General features: G+C 43.7%; 22 protein-coding genes. 10 read left to right on the top strand and 12 right to left on the bottom strand.

Annotated elements, in window-relative coordinates:
* Positions 1-61 precede the first annotated feature (61 nt).
* From D2V05_RS09400 to D2V05_RS09385, 4 genes are all read left to right on the top strand, one after another.
* Positions 62-769: a CoA transferase subunit A gene (locus D2V05_RS09400; RefSeq protein WP_119647336.1), complete on the top strand. Its 708-nt coding sequence runs from the start codon at positions 62-64 to the stop codon at positions 767-769.
* 14 nt (positions 770-783) lie between these two features.
* The gene (locus tag D2V05_RS09395) at positions 784-1,065 is read left to right on the top strand and encodes a four helix bundle protein (RefSeq protein ID WP_313786750.1); all 282 of its coding nucleotides are present in this window, start codon (positions 784-786) and stop codon (positions 1,063-1,065) included.
* A gap of 121 nt (positions 1,066-1,186) precedes the next feature.
* Positions 1,187-1,840: a 3-oxoacid CoA-transferase subunit B gene (locus tag D2V05_RS09390; RefSeq protein WP_119647335.1), complete on the top strand. Its 654-nt coding sequence runs from the start codon at positions 1,187-1,189 to the stop codon at positions 1,838-1,840.
* A 322-nt stretch (positions 1,841-2,162) separates the two neighbouring features.
* The gene (locus tag D2V05_RS09385) at positions 2,163-2,681 is read left to right on the top strand and encodes a GNAT family N-acetyltransferase (protein ID WP_119647334.1); all 519 of its coding nucleotides are present in this window, start codon (positions 2,163-2,165) and stop codon (positions 2,679-2,681) included.
* Here D2V05_RS09385 and D2V05_RS09380 read toward each other — a convergent pair.
* Positions 2,667-2,987 carry a hypothetical protein gene (locus tag D2V05_RS09380; RefSeq protein WP_119639057.1) on the bottom strand — a complete coding sequence of 107 codons (321 nt, stop codon included), beginning with the start codon at positions 2,985-2,987 and terminating at the stop codon, positions 2,667-2,669. The genes D2V05_RS09385 and D2V05_RS09380 overlap by 15 nt on opposite strands.
* Positions 2,988-3,130: 143 nt before the next feature.
* Between D2V05_RS09380 and D2V05_RS09375 the strand changes: the two genes are divergently transcribed.
* A complete protein-coding gene (locus D2V05_RS09375; protein ID WP_119647333.1) occupies positions 3,131-3,835 on the top strand; it encodes a helix-turn-helix domain-containing protein in 705 nt (234 codons plus the stop codon).
* Here D2V05_RS09375 and D2V05_RS09370 read toward each other — a convergent pair.
* The 9 genes from D2V05_RS09370 to D2V05_RS09330 form a co-directional block, all read right to left on the bottom strand.
* Positions 3,819-4,298: a very short patch repair endonuclease gene (locus D2V05_RS09370; RefSeq protein WP_119647332.1), complete on the bottom strand. Its 480-nt coding sequence runs from the start codon at positions 4,296-4,298 to the stop codon at positions 3,819-3,821. The two genes, D2V05_RS09375 and D2V05_RS09370, sit on opposite strands and share 17 nt — an antisense overlap.
* Before the next feature lie 402 nt (positions 4,299-4,700).
* Positions 4,701-5,447 carry a succinate dehydrogenase/fumarate reductase iron-sulfur subunit gene (locus D2V05_RS09365; protein ID WP_119647462.1) on the bottom strand — a complete coding sequence of 249 codons (747 nt, stop codon included), beginning with the start codon at positions 5,445-5,447 and terminating at the stop codon, positions 4,701-4,703.
* Positions 5,448-5,511: 64 nt separating this feature from the next.
* Positions 5,512-7,515, bottom strand: a complete 2,004-nt coding sequence (locus D2V05_RS09360; protein ID WP_119647331.1) for a fumarate reductase/succinate dehydrogenase flavoprotein subunit — start codon at positions 7,513-7,515, stop codon at positions 5,512-5,514.
* A gap of 2 nt (positions 7,516-7,517) precedes the next feature.
* Positions 7,518-8,183: a succinate dehydrogenase cytochrome b subunit gene (locus tag D2V05_RS09355; protein WP_119647330.1), complete on the bottom strand. Its 666-nt coding sequence runs from the start codon at positions 8,181-8,183 to the stop codon at positions 7,518-7,520.
* A gap of 168 nt (positions 8,184-8,351) precedes the next feature.
* Positions 8,352-9,041 (bottom strand): hypothetical protein, encoded by a 690-nt coding sequence (locus tag D2V05_RS09350; RefSeq protein WP_147378262.1) that lies wholly within the window; start codon positions 9,039-9,041, stop codon positions 8,352-8,354.
* Positions 9,042-9,048: 7 nt separating this feature from the next.
* Positions 9,049-9,843, bottom strand: a complete 795-nt coding sequence (locus D2V05_RS09345) for a hypothetical protein (RefSeq protein ID WP_147378261.1) — start codon at positions 9,841-9,843, stop codon at positions 9,049-9,051.
* 34 nt (positions 9,844-9,877) lie between these two features.
* On the bottom strand, positions 9,878-10,495 hold the full coding sequence (locus tag D2V05_RS09340; RefSeq protein ID WP_119647327.1) for an SIMPL domain-containing protein: 618 nt from the start codon (positions 10,493-10,495) through the stop codon (positions 9,878-9,880).
* A gap of 43 nt (positions 10,496-10,538) precedes the next feature.
* Complete coding sequence (locus D2V05_RS09335; RefSeq protein WP_147378260.1) at positions 10,539-11,114, bottom strand: collagen-like protein; 576 nt, start codon at positions 11,112-11,114, stop codon at positions 10,539-10,541.
* A gap of 58 nt (positions 11,115-11,172) precedes the next feature.
* Positions 11,173-11,781, bottom strand: a complete 609-nt coding sequence (locus D2V05_RS09330; protein ID WP_119647325.1) for a collagen-like protein — start codon at positions 11,779-11,781, stop codon at positions 11,173-11,175.
* A gap of 258 nt (positions 11,782-12,039) precedes the next feature.
* On the opposite strand from D2V05_RS09330, the gene D2V05_RS09325 reads away from it, so the two are divergent.
* The 4 genes from D2V05_RS09325 (at position 12,040) to D2V05_RS09310 (ending at position 16,231) form a co-directional block, all read left to right on the top strand.
* Positions 12,040-12,777: a LytR/AlgR family response regulator transcription factor gene (locus D2V05_RS09325; RefSeq protein WP_235855424.1), complete on the top strand. Its 738-nt coding sequence runs from the start codon at positions 12,040-12,042 to the stop codon at positions 12,775-12,777.
* Positions 12,778-12,782: 5 nt separating this feature from the next.
* Positions 12,783-14,324, top strand: a complete 1,542-nt coding sequence (locus D2V05_RS09320) for a histidine kinase (protein ID WP_119647324.1) — start codon at positions 12,783-12,785, stop codon at positions 14,322-14,324.
* Positions 14,325-14,403: 79 nt separating this feature from the next.
* Positions 14,404-15,294: a RimK family alpha-L-glutamate ligase gene (locus D2V05_RS09315; protein ID WP_119647323.1), complete on the top strand. Its 891-nt coding sequence runs from the start codon at positions 14,404-14,406 to the stop codon at positions 15,292-15,294.
* A complete protein-coding gene (locus D2V05_RS09310; protein ID WP_119647322.1) occupies positions 15,272-16,231 on the top strand; it encodes a succinylglutamate desuccinylase/aspartoacylase family protein in 960 nt (319 codons plus the stop codon). The genes D2V05_RS09315 and D2V05_RS09310 overlap by 23 nt, the downstream gene beginning before the upstream one ends.
* Here D2V05_RS09310 and D2V05_RS09305 read toward each other — a convergent pair.
* Complete coding sequence (locus D2V05_RS09305; RefSeq protein ID WP_119647321.1) at positions 16,211-16,651, bottom strand: hypothetical protein; 441 nt, start codon at positions 16,649-16,651, stop codon at positions 16,211-16,213. The two genes, D2V05_RS09310 and D2V05_RS09305, sit on opposite strands and share 21 nt — an antisense overlap.
* 215 nt (positions 16,652-16,866) lie before the next feature.
* Positions 16,867-17,256: a DUF2721 domain-containing protein gene (locus D2V05_RS09300; protein WP_119647460.1), complete on the bottom strand. Its 390-nt coding sequence runs from the start codon at positions 17,254-17,256 to the stop codon at positions 16,867-16,869.
* A 79-nt stretch (positions 17,257-17,335) separates the two neighbouring features.
* Here D2V05_RS09300 and D2V05_RS09295 point away from each other — a divergent pair, with 79 nt between their 5' ends.
* Positions 17,336-18,628 (top strand): aminopeptidase P family protein, encoded by a 1,293-nt coding sequence (locus tag D2V05_RS09295; protein WP_119647320.1) that lies wholly within the window; start codon positions 17,336-17,338, stop codon positions 18,626-18,628.
* The last annotated feature ends 45 nt before the right edge of the window (positions 18,629-18,673 follow it).

Below are 18,673 nucleotides of genomic sequence, written 5' to 3'. Positions count from 1 at the left end.
CAATTTGCTTGGGGCTTTTTTATTTAAATCGTAATTTCAGGCAATTAAAAATGAGAATCGGATGATCAAGAAAACAGTGGCCGATGTGCAAGAGGCTTTGGGCGGTGTTCAAGACGGGATGACCTTTATGTTGGGAGGTTTTGGCCTATGTGGTATCCCGGAAAATGCCATCGCGGAACTGGTACGGTTGGGCATCAAGGACATTACCTGCATTTCCAACAATGCCGGAGTGGATGATTTTGGTTTGGGACTGTTGCTTCAAAAACATCAGATCAAAAAAATGATATCCTCCTATGTGGGTGAAAACGACGAGTTCGAACGTCAAATGCTCAGCGGGGAATTGGAGGTGGAACTAACACCTCAAGGTACTTTGGCGGAAAAATGCAGGGCGGCCCAAGCAGGTTTTCCAGCTTTTTACACGCCGGCAGGATATGGAACCGAAGTCGCCGAAGGTAAGGAAACCAGAGAGTTTGATGGTAAAATGTACGTGCTGGAACCGGCTTTCAAAGCTGATTTTTCCTTTGTGAAAGCTTGGAAAGGGGATGAAGCGGGCAACCTTATTTTTAAAGGAACGGCAAGGAACTTTAATCCCTGTATGTGCGGGGCGGCGACCATAACCGTGGCCGAAGTGGAGGAATTGCTCCCTGCTGGAAGTTTGGACCCCAATAAAATCCATATCCCGGGCATATTTGTCCAGCGCATTTTCCAAGGAGAAAAATATGAGAAACGAATTGAACAAAGAACAGTTCGTCATCGCGAAGGGGTGTAACAATGTATCAATGAATGGCTAATAAAGAAAATGCAATCGTTGATAAATCAGTGAGTTTTGCCTTGTTGATTATTGAATTTTGTGAACTTCTGGAAAGTAATAGAAAATATATCATTGCGAATCAATTACTTAAATCGGGAACAAGTATAGGTGCAAATATTCATGAAGCTCAGAATGCAGAGAGTAGGGCTGATTTTGTACACAAGATAAAACTGGCACTTAAGGAGCTTGAGGAAACGAAATATTGGCTACCCTATGTGAAAAATCAAGCTTATATCCTTTTCAAAAGGATTTGAAGGATAGGGTTGATGAACTAGGATTGATCTTATATAAGATCATAAGCACCAGTAAAAGGAACATGAGCAAATAGCTGATGTAAATTACATAGGTACATTTTAAAATTGTTACATTAAAAATATGTTGGATAAAAATGGAATAGCAAAACGCATTGCAAAGGAAGTCAAGGACGGGTATTATGTGAACTTGGGCATTGGCATTCCCACTTTGGTGGCCAATTTTGTGCGGGACGATATCAGTGTGGAATTTCAAAGCGAAAATGGCGTACTGGGTATGGGACCCTTCCCGTTTGAGGGGGATGAAGATCCGGATATCATCAATGCGGGAAAACAGACCATTACTACTTTGCCCGGAGCCTCATTTTTTGACTCTGCCACCAGTTTTGCCATGATCAGAGGAAAACATGTGCACCTCACCATTTTAGGTGCTATGGAGGTATCCGAAAACGGAGATATCGCCAATTGGAAGATTCCAGGCAAAATGGTGAAGGGTATGGGAGGTGCCATGGACTTGGTAGCCTCGGCAGAAAACATCATCGTGGCCATGATGCATACAAATAGGGCAGGGGAATCCAAACTATTGAAACGATGCACCCTTCCGCTCACCGGAGTGGGCTGTGTAAAAAAGATCGTGACCAATTTGGCCGTCTTGGAGGTTACGGAAAATGGTTTTAAGTTATTGGAAAGGGCTCCTGGGGTTTCCGTGGACGAGATTGTAAAGGCAACTGAAGGAAAGCTGGTTGTGGATGGCGACATCCCTGAAATGAATATTTAGCAAATACCAAACGTTTTTTTACAACAAAAAGAAATCATTACACAACAATAGTTTTAAATTACCGTTTATCGGATTTATATTTGGTTATATCGATTATTTGACTCAAATTAATATCCTAAAACCAAACTACCATGTCCCTAAAATCTAATAACACGATGGACGAGAATGTCCAAGTTTACAGAAACGACTTTTTTACTGGATTTATGCTCTTGATCAAGAAGCTTTTTATGCTATAGACCACAAATCCTTCCCCCTGAAAAATTTGGAGCCGGCAACTTTGTTAGGCTCTTTTTTTACGATATTTTTAGGCAAAACAACGGTTATGGCCCTAACCCATCGGAAGTGTACCGATACAGATTTGGACACCTTGGTCAACATATCCAGGGAAACGTTTATCGCCGCTTTTGAAAAGGATAACGACCCCAAGGACTTTCAGGAGTACCTTAAGAAGGCCTTCCATCAGGATAAGATGGCCTTGGAACTCCATGATGCCAATTCCCTTTTTCATTTTGTTTTTGAGGATGAGGTCTTGGTAGGGTACTTCAAACTGAACCTAAACGATTCCCAAACCGACATCAAGGACCCCAATGCCTTGGAAATTGAACGCATTTATGTTTTGGGACCTCACCAAGGCAAACAGATTGGCGCTTGGATGGTACAACAGATTATCCAACTGGCAGAAGGAATGGACAAAACGTTCATTTGGCTAGGGGTATGGGAGCACAATCCAAAGGCCATCAAATTTTACCAAAGACATGGGTTTGAAAAATTCGCCGAACATCCCTACTACATCGGTACCGACAAACAAACGGATTGGCTGTTGCGGTTAGACCTTCAATAATTTCCCCAGATAGATGATGTCGCTTTCTGCGCGAAGCTTATAGGCGATGGAATTTTCAAAAGCTGCGTGGATGAGAAGGGCAATGGCCTGCGCATTCATTTTGGTTAGGCTGTTGGTACGGTACACCACATCCCGGATGGTGGAAAAGCTCACATGACTCTGTATGGCGACATTGGCATAATCGTTTTTGGACACGTTTCTGCGAATAACTTCGGAAAGGTGTTCACTTATGGGTTTACCATACTCACTTTCGTTAAAAATCATATCACTTTTAAGAACCAGACCTAAATCTTTGATTGAACCCATGTAAATTCTGTTGAGAATGCATAATATCATGTTGGGGTCAAATCCTATTTTCTATATTTGGCCTGTAACCCAATTACAGAAAAGCAGAGAAATTGCTGCGGCTAGTGCATATTGCGTAACAATATTACACAATATAGAAAATAATGTATATAATTAAGCAGTTAAGGCGTAAAAAAAATATAAGCCAATCAGAATTGGGTAAAGAAATCGGTGTGAGTTTGCGCACCATTCAACTCTACGAAAGGAAAGACGCCAACATTCCTATAAAGAACCTTACCAAAATTGCCGAATACTTTGGGCTTACCATTGCGGAACTCTATATGCACGAAGTGAACGACATGGGAGAGGCCTATACCAAAAAGCAGCCTTTTACCAAACAGGGTAGCGTGTTCTATCCTTTGGATTATGGCAAATATTTGGTGATGGCACCCTTGGTTTTGGTGGAATGGCAAAAAAAATATGTGAAGAGCCTCAGCAAGGAAGGCATGCAAAATCCGTTTCAGGCGGGCTTTGTTATCGACTTTTTGGCCGATGAACCCCATCGGGTTTTTGAAATTTCCGGTGATTCCATGAACGATGGTAGTCTGGATGCCATCCCGAACAAGGCTTTTGTTTTGGGGCTGGAGATGAAAAAGGAAAGTTTAGGCCGTGGCAATGAAACTTTTTGGAACCAACCCTACATTTTGGTCTGTTTTGATAGAATTATCTGTAAGCAGCTTACAGGGTTCAACAAACAGTCCAAGTCCATTCAGTGTCATAACCTTAACACATCACCCGAATATCAAGATTTTGAGTTGTCGTTGGATGAGGTGCTCCAAGTCTTCAAAGTGGTCAAAAAGCAGCTTTGACTTCTTCCAAATGGGTAAGGACTTCTTCTAAACAGGCATCAAGGTTCTTTTTCACTTGTGTTTCCCAAAACCGGAACACTTTATAACCCATTTCATCCAATGCTTCGTTCACTTCTTCATCCCGTTGGATGTTCCGCTCGATTTTGGCAATCCAAAATTCACGATTGGTCTTGATTTTGTCCCGTCGTTCCACCCAATTGTATCCATGCCAGAATTCCCCATCAATAAAGATGACCGTTTTATACTTTCTTAGGGCGATATCGGGCTTCCCAATGAGTTTTTTGTAGTCGATGCGATAACGATAGCCTGCTTCCCATAATGCTTTTCTAAAGGCCAATTCTGGCTTGGTGTTCTTGCCACGGATTTTACCCATGATCTTGGAACGTTCTGGGGAGGTGTAAAAACCCCCTTCCTCGTTGAACCGAGGTACTTTTATACGTTCCTGTGGATATTTTTTGGGCATAGCACAATTTACAAAGGTTTCTCTGAAAAGTTGACTATTGCAATGTCATTCTGAGCTAGGCGAAGAATTCTATAGATCTAAAATGTTTGACACGAATTGCACCAATTCTTCGAATATTTGATTTCAACACAATTTACAGGTTTTCATGTTTTAGGTTTTGCATTTGATTAAAAGAAAAGATTCTTCACGTTGTTCAGAATGACACAGAACGCATTTTGTGCATCCGAATAGAATTAAGTACAGATTGTCATTCTGAGTGAGCTTAACGAACGAAGAATCTCCAAAACAATCTTAATCATTTAGTGTTTCAAGGTCCCTGAGCGTAGTCGAAGGGACCGGCAAGCAAACAAAAACCCAAACTCCATCTGGAATTTGGGTTTTTTAATTTGATATGCTAAACGGTTATCCTTTCAAAGAAGCAGAAAGGTATTCCCTGTTCATTCGGGCAATGTTGGTCAATGAAATCCCTTTGGGGCATTCCACTTCGCAAGCCCCCGTGTTGGTACAGTTTCCAAAACCTTCGAGATCCATTTGGCGCACCATGTTCTGTACACGTTCTACAGCTTCGATCCTACCTTGAGGCAACAAGGCAAATTGGGAAACCTTGGCCGAGGTGAACAACATGGCACTGGCATTTTTACAAGCGGCTACGCAGGCACCACAACCGATACAAGTAGCTGCATCCATGGCTTCGTCCGCATCGTGTTTGTTGATGGGGATACAGTTGGCATCCACGGTATTTCCGGAAGTGTTCACGGAAATGTAGCCTCCTGCCTGTTGGATCCTGTCAAAAGCACTTCGGTCCACGATCAAATCCTTGATTACGGGGAACGCATTGGCACGGAACGGTTCGATCACAATGGTATCGCCATCATTGAACTTGCGCATGTGCAATTGGCAAGTGGTCACCAATCGATCTGGACCGTGGGGTTCACCGTTGATCTGAAGTGAACAGGTTCCGCAGATACCTTCCCTACAGTCGTGGTCAAATTCCACAGGCTCTTCTCCTTTGGAGACCAATTCCTCGTTAAGGATGTCCAACATTTCCAAGAAAGACATGTCCCCTTCAACACCGTCAAGGGTATAATCAACTATTTTACCTGGTGAAGATGCGTCTTTTTGACGCCATATTTTTAGATATAATTTCATAGTTATGTAGTTGTTCGTTGTTTGTTGTTCGTTGTTTGGTTTCCCATCAACCATCAACTTTCAACTATTTATAACTCCTTGTTTTAAGTTCAATGTTTTCGTATACCAAATCCTCTTTGTGCAATTTGGCATCCTTAGGCTCGCCCACGTATTCCCAAGCGGCCACAAATTTAAAGTTCTCGTCATCGCGTAGGGCTTCACCTTCTTCGGTTTGGTATTCCTCACGGAAGTGACCTCCACAGGATTCGTTCCTTTGTAAGGCATCCTTGGCGAACAATTCACCCAACTCCAAGAAATCGGCAACCCTTCCGGCTTTTTCCAATTCTTGGTTTTTGGATTCGATTGTACCGGTCACTTTTACGTTTTCCCAGAAATCCTTTCTCAGTTCGGCAATCTCTTTGATGGCTTCTTCCAATCCTTGGGCATTACGGGCCATACCACATTTGTTCCACATGATCTTGCCCAGCTTTTTGTGGTAGTAATCCACGGAATGGATACCTGAACCGGACATCAATTTTTCCATGCGATTGCGAACCTGTTTTTCAGCTTCATCAAAGGCTGGAGAATCAGTCGGGATTTTACCAGTTCTAATGTCCTTGGACAAATAATCCCCGATGGTATAAGGCAACACAAAATATCCGTCTGCTAGACCCTGCATCAAGGCAGAGGCACCCAAACGGTTGGCTCCGTGATCGCTAAAGTTGGCCTCACCGGCACAGTAACAACCGGGGATGGTGGTCTGAAGGTTATAATCCACCCAAAGTCCGCCCATGGTATAGTGTACCGCAGGATAGATTTTCATTGGGGTCTTATATGGATTCTCGTCCACGATTTTTTCATACATCTGGAAAAGGTTACCGTATTTGGCTTCGATAACTTCCTCGCCCAATTTGATGATGGTAGCCTCATCCGGATCTTTGATACCCGAGGTCATGGCCTTTTCTTTTCCATATCGTTTGATGGCGGAAGCAAAATCCAAATACACGGCCTCTCCGGTCTTGTTTACACCGTATCCGGCATCGCATCGCTCTTTGGCTGCCCTTGAGGCCACATCACGGGGCACTAGGTTACCAAATGCGGGATATCTCCTTTCCAAATAGTAGTCACGGTCTTCCTCGGCAATCTGCGTAGGTTTCAATTTACCTTCACGGATGGCCACGGCATCTTCCATTTTCTTGGGAACCCAAATACGTCCGTCGTTACGGAGCGATTCGGACATCAAGGTTAATTTGGATTGATGGTCCCCGGAAACTGGAATACAGGTTGGGTGGATCTGGGTAAAACATGGATTGGCAAAGAAGGCACCTTTTCGGTGGGCCCTCCAAGCGGCCATCACATTACTTCCCATGGCGTTGGTGGAAAGGAAGAACACGTTACCGTATCCTCCAGTGGCCAAAACCACGGCGTGGGCACTGTGTCTTTCAATTTTTCCAGATACCAAGTCACGGGCAATGATACCACGCGCTTTGCCATCAACCAAAACCAAATCCATCATTTCATGACGGGTGAAGGATTGGATCTTACCACGGTTGATCTGACGGTTCATGGCGGCATAGGCACCCAATAACAATTGCTGTCCGGTCTGTCCTTTCGCGTAGAAAGTACGGGACACCAATACCCCTCCAAAGGAGCGGTTGTCCAACATACCGCCATATTCACGGGCAAAGGGAACGCCTTGTGCCACGCATTGGTCTATGATGTTTCCGGATACTTCGGCCAAACGGTATACATTGGCCTCGCGGGAACGGTAGTCCCCTCCTTTGATGGTATCGTAGAAAAGGCGATAGTTACTGTCACCATCCCCTTGATAATTCTTGGCTGCATTGATACCTCCTTGGGCGGCAATGGAGTGTGCCCTACGTGGAGAATCTTGATAACAGAAGGTTTTAACGTTGTAACCCAACTCGGCCAATGTTGCAGCAGCTGCACCACCGGCAAGCCCAGTTCCGACAACGATAATGTCGATGTTCCTTTTGTTGGCAGGGTTAACAAGATTGATATCGTTTTTATGCTTGGTCCATTTATCGGCCAATGGCCCTGATGGAATTTTAGAATCCAATATGCCCATAATTAATGTGTTATTGGGTTAAGGTGATGATATATCGCGATAAAGGCAAACAATAGGGGAACCACCACCGCAAAAGTTTTGGCGCATCTTTTAATGTTGGGAGTGTATTTGTTGTTGACCCCCATGGATTGGAACGAAGACGCAAATCCGTGCCATAGGTGAAGACCCAATAGTACGAAGGCAATCACGTACAGTACCGTTCTCCAGATAGGGGCGAATTTCTCCACGGTCTCATGGTAGTAACGGGTTGGATCCTCTGGATTTGCTTCCACGTATTTGTAGGCCATTTCATGTACCCAAAAATCATAGAAGTGCAAGGCCAAGAAAGCAAGTACCACCAATCCGGAATAGATCATGTTTCGGGATACCCATGGGGCATTGGCGCTTCCATTGTATTTTACGTAACCGATACCCCTCGCTTTTTTGTTCTGGATTTCGAGAACGAAGCCCATCACAAAATGCACGATCACCCCAATGATCAAAATGGGTTGCATCAGAAACTGGATCAACGGGTTGTAGCCCATAAAATGGGAGGCTTCGTTAAAAAAATCGGGGGAGAGCACCGAAGCTAAATTGATGGTCACATGCAACAGCAAAAAGATGACCAAAAAAAGACCCGAAAGTGCCATTACATATTTTCGGGCCAACGAAGATTTTATCAAACTCATTAGAAGTTAGTTTTTCAACAAATTTACGGTACGATCGAGTTTTTAACAAGTAATAAAACGTTTGAAACCTCTTATTTAGAAACGTTATAAGAAAAAGCTGAGTATTTGATATACTTCTTAAAACAAAAAAAGCTCCTTATGGAGTTTTTTAGGGGAGATAAGATTGGATTAATCCCATTCGAAGACAAAATTGCCACGTAGGGTCGTGGAATCGGGATCAAAACGGACCACAAACCATTTGCCACTTATTTTTGCAGTGAGCATATCGTTGTCCAAAGTACCTTCAAAATAGGAATGTTCATCGGTTTGGGGAATATCTTGGGGATCCATGTCACTGCAATAGGTACACAACCACATTTGAATGACATTACCATCGATGGACCATACCCCTACACCTTCCGACCCCACTTCGTCTATTAGTTCAATGTCCAAGGTTCCATCCTCATAAAGTTGGAGTATGGAATTATATTCCACTTCTTCTGAATCGGGATTGTTGTTTCTTCCACCGACCCAGAAAGTGTATTTCAACACGCTGGTCAACAAAAAACTGGTTTCCCAGCTTTGGGAACCGCTTTGGGCAATGACCGTAACCTCATGCTCGCCCACTTGTAAGCTTCTTTCTATGGATATGGTGCCAGTGTTTTCGTCAATGGTCAATCCCTCTATAGGCTCTTTTAATGAAAAAGTTCCCTCTTCTTTTGGCCATTGGATTGACGGTTGAGGAATGGTTCCCTGTGAACGAAAAGCTGCCTCAAAATTTTCTGATGCATAATGGAAATCAACGGGTTTTGTATCATCGTCATTACTGCAAGCCAGTATGATAAACATACAAATGCCTAAAATCGAATATTTTTTCATGGTGTTTTTATAGGTTCTTGGTTTCATACGCCACAACATAGTTGATGGTCGGCCCGAAGGGAACATTGGGCTTTACTTGGAACGAGACCAGATTTCCATTGCCATCCCAAATTTTGTTTTGGAAGAGATAGCTAGCATCTTCCGTCTGTATCAGAGCGATGTCGTGCTGACTAAAAAAGAACAGTTCAAAAGGGGACAGATAAAACATGAGTCCATGCCAAATCACTAGGGCATTCTGTGGTTTCAGATAGTGGAAAACACCTTCGTCGCCCTCAGAAAACTGAAGGGTATAGTTATTTTCTGCAATGGCAATTTTTATGAGTTGCCCATCGGGGTCGAAACTCCATTCGGTTGGTAGGTTTGCCAAATCGCCCTCAACAAGGTAACGGTTGTCCTCAGGTCCTGAATAGGTGGCAGATAAATTGTAATCCGAATTATCGGCGCTCAAACCAATATCGGTAATGGTACCTTCGGAATCATATCCAAAGGTAAAGTTGTATTGCGAGCTACCCTGACCATTTTCAGACATTACACTTGTCAACAACCCGGTTTCAGTATAGTTGAAATAGGAAATAAGTTGGGTGGTTTCATCCAAAGAGTTTCTCTCTATATTCATCTGGACCAGTTGATTTTTTGAATTGTATGACAACTGGTATAGAACTGTTTCACCAGAACCGTAGGCCAAGGAAATAGTTTTGGGGAAATATGCCTTTTTTGTTGGTTCGTCCCCAGAATCTTTGGAACACGAAAGCAGCAATACCAGTGCAGTGCCCATAAAAAGGCCAGACATGATAGATTTCATGGAAATTGAATTTGAACAGAGCAGCATACAGGTGTTATTGGGTTGAAAAGGTCACAAGCAGGGAGTAAATGTACTCCCCAACTGGGCGGTCATAGAAAATGGATGTCTCCACCTGTTTGCCCACATATTGGTTGTCCTCCACAACCATTACCTCACCCAGTTCCCTGCCTAAGGTTTGGGCGATAGCAGCAGCCTTTGTTCGGGCATCGTTCAGTGCATCGTCGTATAGTTTTTTTGATTCTTTGGAATCGATTTCCAGAATGGCAATGGCATTCAACCGTTGAAGGCCGAGGGATTTGATTCCCAGAAAGGCACGCATTTTTTCAGTGGAAGTGGTGGTATACTCATATACAGCACCTTCCTTATCGTACCCCATGGTCTCAAAACCAAATTCGTATGGGGTTTCCTTGAGTTCGCTCCACGATATTCCACTGGATTCCAGGGCTTTTTTATAGTGGGATTGCAATTCTTCAAGACCCATTCCGTCGGCAGCATAGCTGGAAAAAGCAGTGCTCAATGATACAATGGCCTTGTAGGAAGGAGAGGAATCTATATGGATGGCCCTAGCGCTTACTTTAATGGTAGTGGCTTTCTCCTGGGATATTCCAAGAAATGGCAGCAAAGCCAATATGAAGTATAATAGATGTTTCATAATGATAAGAATAAAATCCCAACAAGAAGTTGGGATTATGGTTTTACTCTGGAATATGGAAAAGAGATACCAGTTCTTCGTAACTCATTTTGGAATAATCCATTGCAGATTTACCACTTGTAGATGGGGTGCCACCCGGGATGATGATATACCGGTAATCGTCATAAATGGGAATCTCTATGTCAGATCCATCAATGGAAGTGATCCATATATTGATGTTTTGGTTAAGATCGTTAATCTGGAAATCATAATGTTGCATCCGTAGGCCGAAAATGGATTTGGGCAAGGGCTCAATAATGGTATATGCGGTGGTATACCTGCCATATACTGAGATGTATCCGTTTGCCTTGATCTCATCCGTCAATTCCTCTACATTTTGAATTGGAAAAGAGGCATGGGTGTCTGCAATGGGAGATTCAAAACCGGAAGGGATCCAATCGGAATAAATGACGTTGGCGGTGCCGGTTTCTCCTGTTTCCCCTTGTTCTCCCTGAGGACCTGTTTGCCCCTGTTCCCCTTGAACGCCCTGTGGGCCAATTGCCCCATCTTCTCCATCATCCGGTGAGCAGGCCAGGAACATGATTCCCACTAAGGTCCATATAAAAAACAGCTTTTTCATATGTTTCATTTTTTTAGAAGTTGATAATTGGGGGAACTTGAGCTTTCTGAAAAAGGGTCTATTCGGGAATGTTGAAATACTCCACAACCTCTTCGTAAGTCATCTTGGTAAAGTCCATGTTGGAACCTGATTTTCCAGAAGTGGAAACTCCGCCGGGAATAAGCACATATCGGTATTGTGCCAAAAAGGAGCCGTCCCCTACATCTTCTCCCTGTTCATTGGCATGGACATTAATTTCAATGTTCCCGGCCGTTGCTACAAAGTAATAGGATTGCTGTCTCGCTGCCCCAAACACAATGGGAAGCTGGTATACAATGTTGCCATCCACAAGGTCAACCCTTCTTGCATAAACCAAAATAGTCCCGAAGTTCAACATATCGGCGTCAATTTCTGGGGCATCAATATCAAAGGATGCAGAACTGGCGGCAATGCTGTTTCCCAGCTCGGTGTTTACCCAGTCCGAGTACATTACGTTGGCAGTTCCAGGCTCTCCTTGTTCGCCCTGTGGCCCTTGCTCTCCTTGTTCCCCTTGAATTCCCTGGATTCCTTGTTCCCCTTGTGGTCCTGTGGCACCATCTTCCCCATCGTCCGGAGAGCATGATGTGATCAGTATTAAGGACAGGGCCATTGGAAATAACATTTTAAATGACAATACACTTGTTTTCATGTTTTTGTTTTTTTTTGGGTTTCAAGAGGCCAAATTAGGAGTATGGATACTGTGCTGATTTGCAATTGTGATTTGTAGTAGAATCAGTTTCGTCAGAAACCAATTTTAATGTGCGGATCGATGAACGGATAAATTCAATGCCTGATTTACCATTCATACGGAATAGTTGCGATACACACACCATTTTATACTAAGCATCATGATGAAGGAAAGCGATCAGGGTTCAATTTTTAATTTGTGGTAAATAAGCATAGCATTATGAGGGCAATCATTGTAGATGACGAGTTGGCGGCCATAAACAGTTTGTCATGGGAATTGCGTAAATACCCGGACTTTATCTCTGTCATAGAAACGTTCACTTCTCCCAAAGAGGCCATTTCCGGAATCAATTACCTCAAACCGGATTGTGTTTTCTTGGACATTGAAATGCCGGAAATGAGCGGCTTTTCACTTTTGGACAAGTTGGAGTACCGCAATTTTGCCATTGTCATCACCACAGCATACAATCAATACGCCATTCAGGCCATTAAGGAAAGTGCCGTGGATTATTTGTTGAAACCGGTGGATCAAGACGACATAGCCGGCGTGATCGAAAAGCTGAAAAAGTTGAATGGATCGCAGAATTTCCAACTTCAATTTGAACAGACGTTTGAAGCCCTTTCCAAGGCAAGTTCTCCCCAAGTGGTCCAGATTCCCGTAAGCGGTAAGATTTTGTTTTTGAGAGTGGAGGAAATCGTGTACTGCGAATCTGATGGCAATTATTCCAAGGTTTTTCTGGAATCGGGGGAACAGTTGTTGGTGTCCAAAAAATTAAAGGAACTGGAGGACCTATTACCTGGGCGAATTTTTTTTAGGATCCATAACTCTTATATTGTTCATTTGCGAAAGGTGAACGAATATTTGCGTACCGAAGGCTACCTTGTACTGTCCAATCAAAGAAAAATACCGGTTTCCAGAACCAAAAAGGATGCCTTTTTAAATCGAATGAGCCAATAACCACTATGTTGAAAGGTATAACAGATTTCCTTAAAGAAAGCAATCAAAACGGGTTTGGCTTTTTTGTGGTCTCTGTCCTGTTTTATCTTTTTGTTTTTTTCCTGATACAGTTCTTTCAACATAAAAAACGGTTTTATCTCTTTTACAGCCTCTACGCACTTATGAACGGGATTACCCTGCTCAAGTATATTGACGGGGTCTTTTTTTCTGATTTTTTCCATACCCATGCAGGCAGAATTTTTGTGGGATGGGTTCATTATCCCACCCAACTGTTCGCCTCCATGCTGTTCAGTTTTTTCATTTTGGATATCATGCAGCTCAAAAAGGCGCATCCCAAGTTTGTGAAATGGACATATCGGTCCTATTTGGGAATCACCCCCATATATTTGTTTTTATGGGCTGTTCAATTGAATAATCCAAGGTCGTATTTGATCGATTATTTTCATGGGTTTTTCTTTTTGCCCATGAGCCTGATCGTATTTGTTTTGGGGTTCTATTGGGTGTCAAGACAGAACCGCATGATCAAATGGTATATTTTGTCCGGTATGTCGGCGCTTTTTGTCTCATACCTCATTATCACATTGTTTTCCTTTGAAAAGACAAGGGCCAATTCAGAGACACTCTACATTTTCTATTTGGGGGTTTTGATCGAGAGTCTGTTGTTTGCCCTTGCCATAGGGTTGGAACAAAAAATGGTCTACAGGGAAAAGGCGTATGTTCAAAAAAAGTATATCGATCAATTGGAGGAAAACCAGGTGATCAAGGAGAGCATCGTAAGGACTTTATCGGATGAACTTTTACAGACCAAGGCCGAGATAGAAGGACTAAGTTCCGAGGCCCAAAAGGAGCGGACCGAAAAATTGACCATGAAAATGGAAAACAAATTTGCCCAGCTCCGGTTGGATGCGCTTCGCAGCCAAATGAACCCCCACTTTATTTTTAATGCACTTAACTCCATCAAGTCTTATTTTATTGAGAACAACCAAGAAAAAGCAATCTACTACCTAGGCAGGTTTTCTAAATTGATCCGCGGAATTTTGGAAAGTTCCCGAAAGGACCTCATCACGTTGGAAGAAGAACTCAACATCATCAAAATGTACGTGGAAATCGAGAGTGATCGCTTTAAAAACGGAATGGAGTATATCCTGGAGATGGATAAGGACATCCCCGCCCATATTATCTTGGTGCCTTCCCTTTTGTTGCAACCGTTCGTTGAAAATTCCATTTGGCATGGACTTTCCACCCGCAATGGCAAAAAGAAGCTTTCCATAAAAGTAGAAGGAAAGGAACCATCGGAAAACCTTACGATCACCATAGCGGACAATGGTATTGGCAGACAGGCTTCTCGGGCCAAGAACAATCAAAACCCACTGAAGGGCCAATCGTTGGGGCTCTCCATCATCAAGGACCGATTGGATTTCTTTTCCAAAAAATATCAAGGGGATTTTAATTTTGCCATCCACGATCTTGTGGACAAAAAAACCGGAAAACCTTTGGGCACAGAAGTGGTGATCCTAATGCCCAAACTTATGCCGGAGCCTAACTGATTTAAAAGAAATTTTGAAAACTTGACAATATTCCAAAGATTTATCCGAATTTGAACAGGCAAAATCTTGATGAACCAAAATGGACATTGCAATTCTTTCTGTGAGCCCTCACGTATATTCCACCAAACGAATTATGGAGGAAGCCGACAAGGCAGGCCATTATGTAGAGTCCATCGACCACACCAAATGTTCCGTAAAGTTGGGAGCTGACAAACCGCAGATTTTTTTTGGATCCGAAAATATCACGGAAGAATTCGACGCCATCATACCCAGGATAGGCACCACGGTTACTAGGCATGGAGCGGCCATCGTGAAACAATTCGAGATCAACGATGTTTTCACCAGCGCCAAATCCTTGGGAATCCTGAAGGCAAGGAACAAGGTAACCACGCTGCAGCTCTTGTCCAAAAAAGGGATTCCAATTCCTGAAACCGTATTCTCCATCAATCCGGACAATGTGGAGCACCAAATAGAACTTTTGGGAGGCCCTCCGGTCATCATTAAACTACAGGAAGGTACCCAAGGGAAAGGAGTGATGTTGGCAGAGAGCAAAAAATCGGCCAAGTCCATTATCGATACCCTATACAATATGAACACCAGCATCCTGCTGCAACAATATATTGAAGAGGCCAAAGGGCAGGATCTTCGGGTCATTGTTGTGGGGAACAAAATAGTGGCCAGTATGAAGCGCACCAGCGGTCTGGACGATTTTAGATCTAATGTGCACCGCGGGGCCGAAACCCATATGGTGCAATTGACCCCAAGGGAAAAGTATATTGCCATACACGCCACCAAACATTTGGGTCTGGGGGTGGCCGGCGTGGATTTGATCCGGTCCAATAATGGTCCTTTGTTGATAGAGGTGAATGCATCCCCAGGGCTGAAGGGCATCGAGGCCATCACCAAGGTGAACGTGGCACGGCACATCATTCAATTTGTGGAAAAGCATGGAAGGAGAAATCGAAAATAAGACCATCACCATAAGTGGCGAAACCATTGTCCCGGGAGAACGGAAATTGGTGCAGTTGAACATCGCGCGCCTGCCCACTGGAACCCTGATCGATATTCCTGTGCATGTGTTCAACGGAAAAAAACCCGGACCTACCGTGCTGGTCCAAGCTGGCTTGCATGGAGATGAGATCAATGGTGTAGAAACCTTGCGAAGGTTGTTGCAGGACGATTTCTTTACTGTAAAAAAAGGTGCCGTGGTCGTAGTACCGATACTGAACATTTTTGGGTTCATCCATTTTTCACGGGATGTGCCCGATGGCAAGGATGTAAACCGAAGTTTTCCAGGTTCAAGAAATGGATCTCTGGCAAGTAGGATCGCCCATACCTATACGGAACAGATATTGCCGCAGGTAGATTATGGAATCGATTTGCACACAGGTGGTAGCCAAAGGCACAACCACCCACAGGTCAGATATACTACGGACGATTTAAAGAGCAAAGAACTCGCTGAAGTTTTTGGGGCACCCTTCTATTTTGCTTCCAGATTGATTACCGGGTCGTTCAGGAAAGCAATGTTCAAAATGGGGGTTCCAACCATGGTCTACGAGGCCGGTGAAAGCATGCGGTTCGATGAAAATGCCATAGCTACCGGTGTCAAAGGAATTCAAAATGTTCTGACCCATTTGGGCATGTTGCCTAAAGGAACGGGCACAACATCCACACCATCAATCCATTTGGATCAAACGAGATGGGTAAGGGCGCCAAGGGCAGGCATGTTCATCCCCCAGGTGAACAATGGGCAAAAAGTGGAAAAAGGCCAAATTTTAGGATTGGTGGCGGACACCTATGCAAAGAAGAACAAAAAGGTAAAAGCGGCTTTTGAAGGACATGTTCTGTGTGTCAACCATCAAGCGGTGGTCAATCAGGGAGATGCTTTATTCCATTTGGGAAGATAGGTTCGATTGCTTCTCGCTTACTTGTGCCAGACTCCATTTGATGGCACTTTCCAGATCGGAGAACTGTCGGATGTTTTTTTGAAAGAACATTTTTTCCAGCACCAGACTAGCCAGCCCTCCTTGATTGTAACTGACCACCGAATAGAATTCCAATTGATGCCGATGCTTATAAAATTTCAACCAATCCGTTGGCACCACGGAGTAATTATGGATGCGGTTGGAAATATAGGCGATGGGCTTCTCCCTTCCCAAAACCTCATAAGCCGTATTAATGACTTTTTTGGCCATGGGCCAACCAAAAGTCTCGCCTTCATTGATTTCGGAGATGACCAATCCATCAAAAAAATAGAAAACACCAAATTGGAATTCGCGTACCTGGCGTATGTTCCTGAAAAAGTCCAATTCTTTTACCTTCTGCATAATGGGATAATGTTAAGCGATGATGGCACAAATAAAGGTATGAACGAAAAAAGTCTGGTGGGAGGAGTTTTGGCGAATACCGTTAAAAAATTGGCACATGGCTATTTCTGATTGATGAAGAACAAAGGTAAGCAAGGTGTTTCAGAATTTACGTAAGGCTTGATGAAAAACTATTCCCACAAATCAAGAAGTCTATCCGTAGAACTCCCAAAGCATCATTTCTCCATATTTTTCAATTGAATACCCAAGGCCTTGGTAGACAATTGCACCTCCAAGAACGAAAGGATCAAGGAAATGACCAAGAAGACCAGACTTACCCCAAAAATGGCATTGGCCCATACCGTCATTTCCACGTAGACTAAGAACATGGTCACTGCCGCCAATAAAAAACTGATAATGGCCGAGGCTTGCATGTTCTTGATGATTCCCAAGCGTTTTCTCAGATAGTTGATCTGTTGTCTCAAAGGCTGGGCCGAAGTTTCCTCGAATTGTTTGTGCAATTGGCGGATCAAGGCCGCAATGGCCAAATAACGGGCATTATAGGCCAACATGGTCAGGGAAATGGCAGGGAACAAAAGGGCGGGTATATTTAGGGAAAGCTGCATGGTTTTGTTTTGATAGGGAAGGTAATCATTTGTCTTCGGTATCACAATTACCTACATTTGAAGAAATCAAAACAAGCATATGAAATACTTCCCCATAGATAGCAATCTGTTCATCAACAACCGCAAGAAATTCATGGCCCAAATGAAGCCGAAAAGTATTGCCGTATTCAATTCCAACGATATTTACCCCATTAGTGCGGACAGCACCATGCCCTTTCAACAGGCCCGGGATATTTTTTATCTGAGTGGCGCCGATCAGGAAGAAACCATTCTGTTGCTCTTCCCCGATGCCATGGACAAAAAGAAAAGGGAAATCCTCTTTGTAAGGGAAACAAACGATCACATTGCCGTGTGGGAAGGTGCCAAACTCACCAAGGAGCAGGCCACAGCCGTTTCGGGCATCGAGACCATTTATTGGCTGACCGATTTTGACAAGATTTTTTTTGATTTGATGACCGAGGCGGATACCATCTACTTCAACACCAATGAGCATTATCGCCAAGCCGTGGAAACCCAGACACGTGAGGATCGCTTCATTGAAAAATGCAAAAAGGAATATCCGGCCCACCAATGGGCCAAGAGCAACCCTATTTTGCAACAGATTCGCGGGGTGAAGGAACCTGAGGAAATTGCTTTGATGCAGATCGCCTGTGATATTACCGAAAAGGGGTTTCGAAGAATTCTGGAGTTTGTAAAACCCGGGGTTTGGGAGTATGAAATAGAGGCCGAGTTCTTGCATGAGTTTGTCCGCAATAGATCAAAGGGATTTGCCTATACGCCCATCATTGCATCTGGGGCCAATGCCAATGTACTCCATTATGTGGAGAACAACCAACAGGTAAAGGATGGTGATATGATCTTGATGGATCTGGCTGCCGAATATGCCAATTACTCCAGTGATCTTACCCGTACCATTCCTACTAACGGAAGATTTACCGACCGACAAAAACAAGTGTACAGTGCCGTACTTCGGGTAAAGAACGAGGCCACCAAAATGTTGGTTCCAGGTACCCTTTGGGCCGAATATCACAAAGAGGTCGGAAAAATCATGACTTCAGAATTGATCGGACTGGGGCTTTTGGACAAGGCCGATGTTCAGAACGAGAACCCCGATTGGCCAGCCTACAAAAAGTATTTCATGCACGGCACCAGCCACCATATCGGTTTGGATACCCACGACTACGGTGCATTGAAGACCCCTATGAAGGCCAATATGGTCTTCACTGTGGAACCAGGCATCTATATCCCTGCGGAGGGGATGGGCATCCGTTTGGAAGACGATGTGGTCATCCAAGAAAAGGGGGAGCCCTTCAATTTGATGCGGAACATCCCGATTGAAATTGAAGAAATCGAAGAGTTGATGAACAAATAAGAGTCAGTACAGTCATACTGAGCGAAGCGAAGTATCTAAACCCTT

The sequence above is a fragment of the Flagellimonas pelagia genome (assembly GCF_003584135.1).
Classification (GTDB): Bacteria; Bacteroidota; Bacteroidia; order Flavobacteriales; family Flavobacteriaceae; genus Flagellimonas; species Flagellimonas pelagia.
Note: the sequence above shows the minus strand (reverse complement) of the source record. Positions and strands in the feature narration are given on the sequence as shown.

Bases quoted from the DNA above. Each gene is read 5' to 3' on its own strand.
- D2V05_RS09330 (WP_119647325.1), bottom strand. From the start codon at position 11,781: ATGAAAACAAGTGTATTGTCATTTAAAATGTTATTTCCAATGGCCCTG.
- D2V05_RS09340 (WP_119647327.1), bottom strand. From the start codon at position 10,495: ATGAAACATCTATTATACTTCATATTGGCTTTGCTGCCATTTCTTGGA.
- D2V05_RS09320 (WP_119647324.1), top strand. From the start codon at position 12,783: ATGTTGAAAGGTATAACAGATTTCCTTAAAGAAAGCAATCAAAACGGG.
- D2V05_RS09300 (WP_119647460.1), bottom strand. From the start codon at position 17,256: ATGCAGCTTTCCCTAAATATACCCGCCCTTTTGTTCCCTGCCATTTCC.
- D2V05_RS09375 (WP_119647333.1), top strand. From the start codon at position 3,131: ATGTATATAATTAAGCAGTTAAGGCGTAAAAAAAATATAAGCCAATCA.
- D2V05_RS09385 (WP_119647334.1), top strand. From the start codon at position 2,163: ATGGCCCTAACCCATCGGAAGTGTACCGATACAGATTTGGACACCTTG.
- D2V05_RS09355 (WP_119647330.1), bottom strand. From the start codon at position 8,183: ATGAGTTTGATAAAATCTTCGTTGGCCCGAAAATATGTAATGGCACTT.
- D2V05_RS09350 (WP_147378262.1), bottom strand. From the start codon at position 9,041: ATGAAAAAATATTCGATTTTAGGCATTTGTATGTTTATCATACTGGCT.
- D2V05_RS09370 (WP_119647332.1), bottom strand. From the start codon at position 4,298: ATGCCCAAAAAATATCCACAGGAACGTATAAAAGTACCTCGGTTCAAC.
- D2V05_RS09295 (WP_119647320.1), top strand. From the start codon at position 17,336: ATGAAATACTTCCCCATAGATAGCAATCTGTTCATCAACAACCGCAAG.
- D2V05_RS09315 (WP_119647323.1), top strand. From the start codon at position 14,404: ATGGACATTGCAATTCTTTCTGTGAGCCCTCACGTATATTCCACCAAA.
- D2V05_RS09305 (WP_119647321.1), bottom strand. From the start codon at position 16,651: ATGCAGAAGGTAAAAGAATTGGACTTTTTCAGGAACATACGCCAGGTA.
- D2V05_RS09345 (WP_147378261.1), bottom strand. From the start codon at position 9,843: ATGAAATCTATCATGTCTGGCCTTTTTATGGGCACTGCACTGGTATTG.
- D2V05_RS09400 (WP_119647336.1), top strand. From the start codon at position 62: ATGATCAAGAAAACAGTGGCCGATGTGCAAGAGGCTTTGGGCGGTGTT.
- D2V05_RS09380 (WP_119639057.1), bottom strand. From the start codon at position 2,987: ATGGGTTCAATCAAAGATTTAGGTCTGGTTCTTAAAAGTGATATGATT.
- D2V05_RS09390 (WP_119647335.1), top strand. From the start codon at position 1,187: ATGTTGGATAAAAATGGAATAGCAAAACGCATTGCAAAGGAAGTCAAG.
- D2V05_RS09335 (WP_147378260.1), bottom strand. From the start codon at position 11,114: ATGAAAAAGCTGTTTTTTATATGGACCTTAGTGGGAATCATGTTCCTG.
- D2V05_RS09310 (WP_119647322.1), top strand. From the start codon at position 15,272: ATGGAAGGAGAAATCGAAAATAAGACCATCACCATAAGTGGCGAAACC.
- D2V05_RS09395 (WP_313786750.1), top strand. From the start codon at position 784: ATGGCTAATAAAGAAAATGCAATCGTTGATAAATCAGTGAGTTTTGCC.
- D2V05_RS09325 (WP_235855424.1), top strand. From the start codon at position 12,040: ATGAGGGCAATCATTGTAGATGACGAGTTGGCGGCCATAAACAGTTTG.
- D2V05_RS09360 (WP_119647331.1), bottom strand. From the start codon at position 7,515: ATGGGCATATTGGATTCTAAAATTCCATCAGGGCCATTGGCCGATAAA.
- D2V05_RS09365 (WP_119647462.1), bottom strand. From the start codon at position 5,447: ATGAAATTATATCTAAAAATATGGCGTCAAAAAGACGCATCTTCACCA.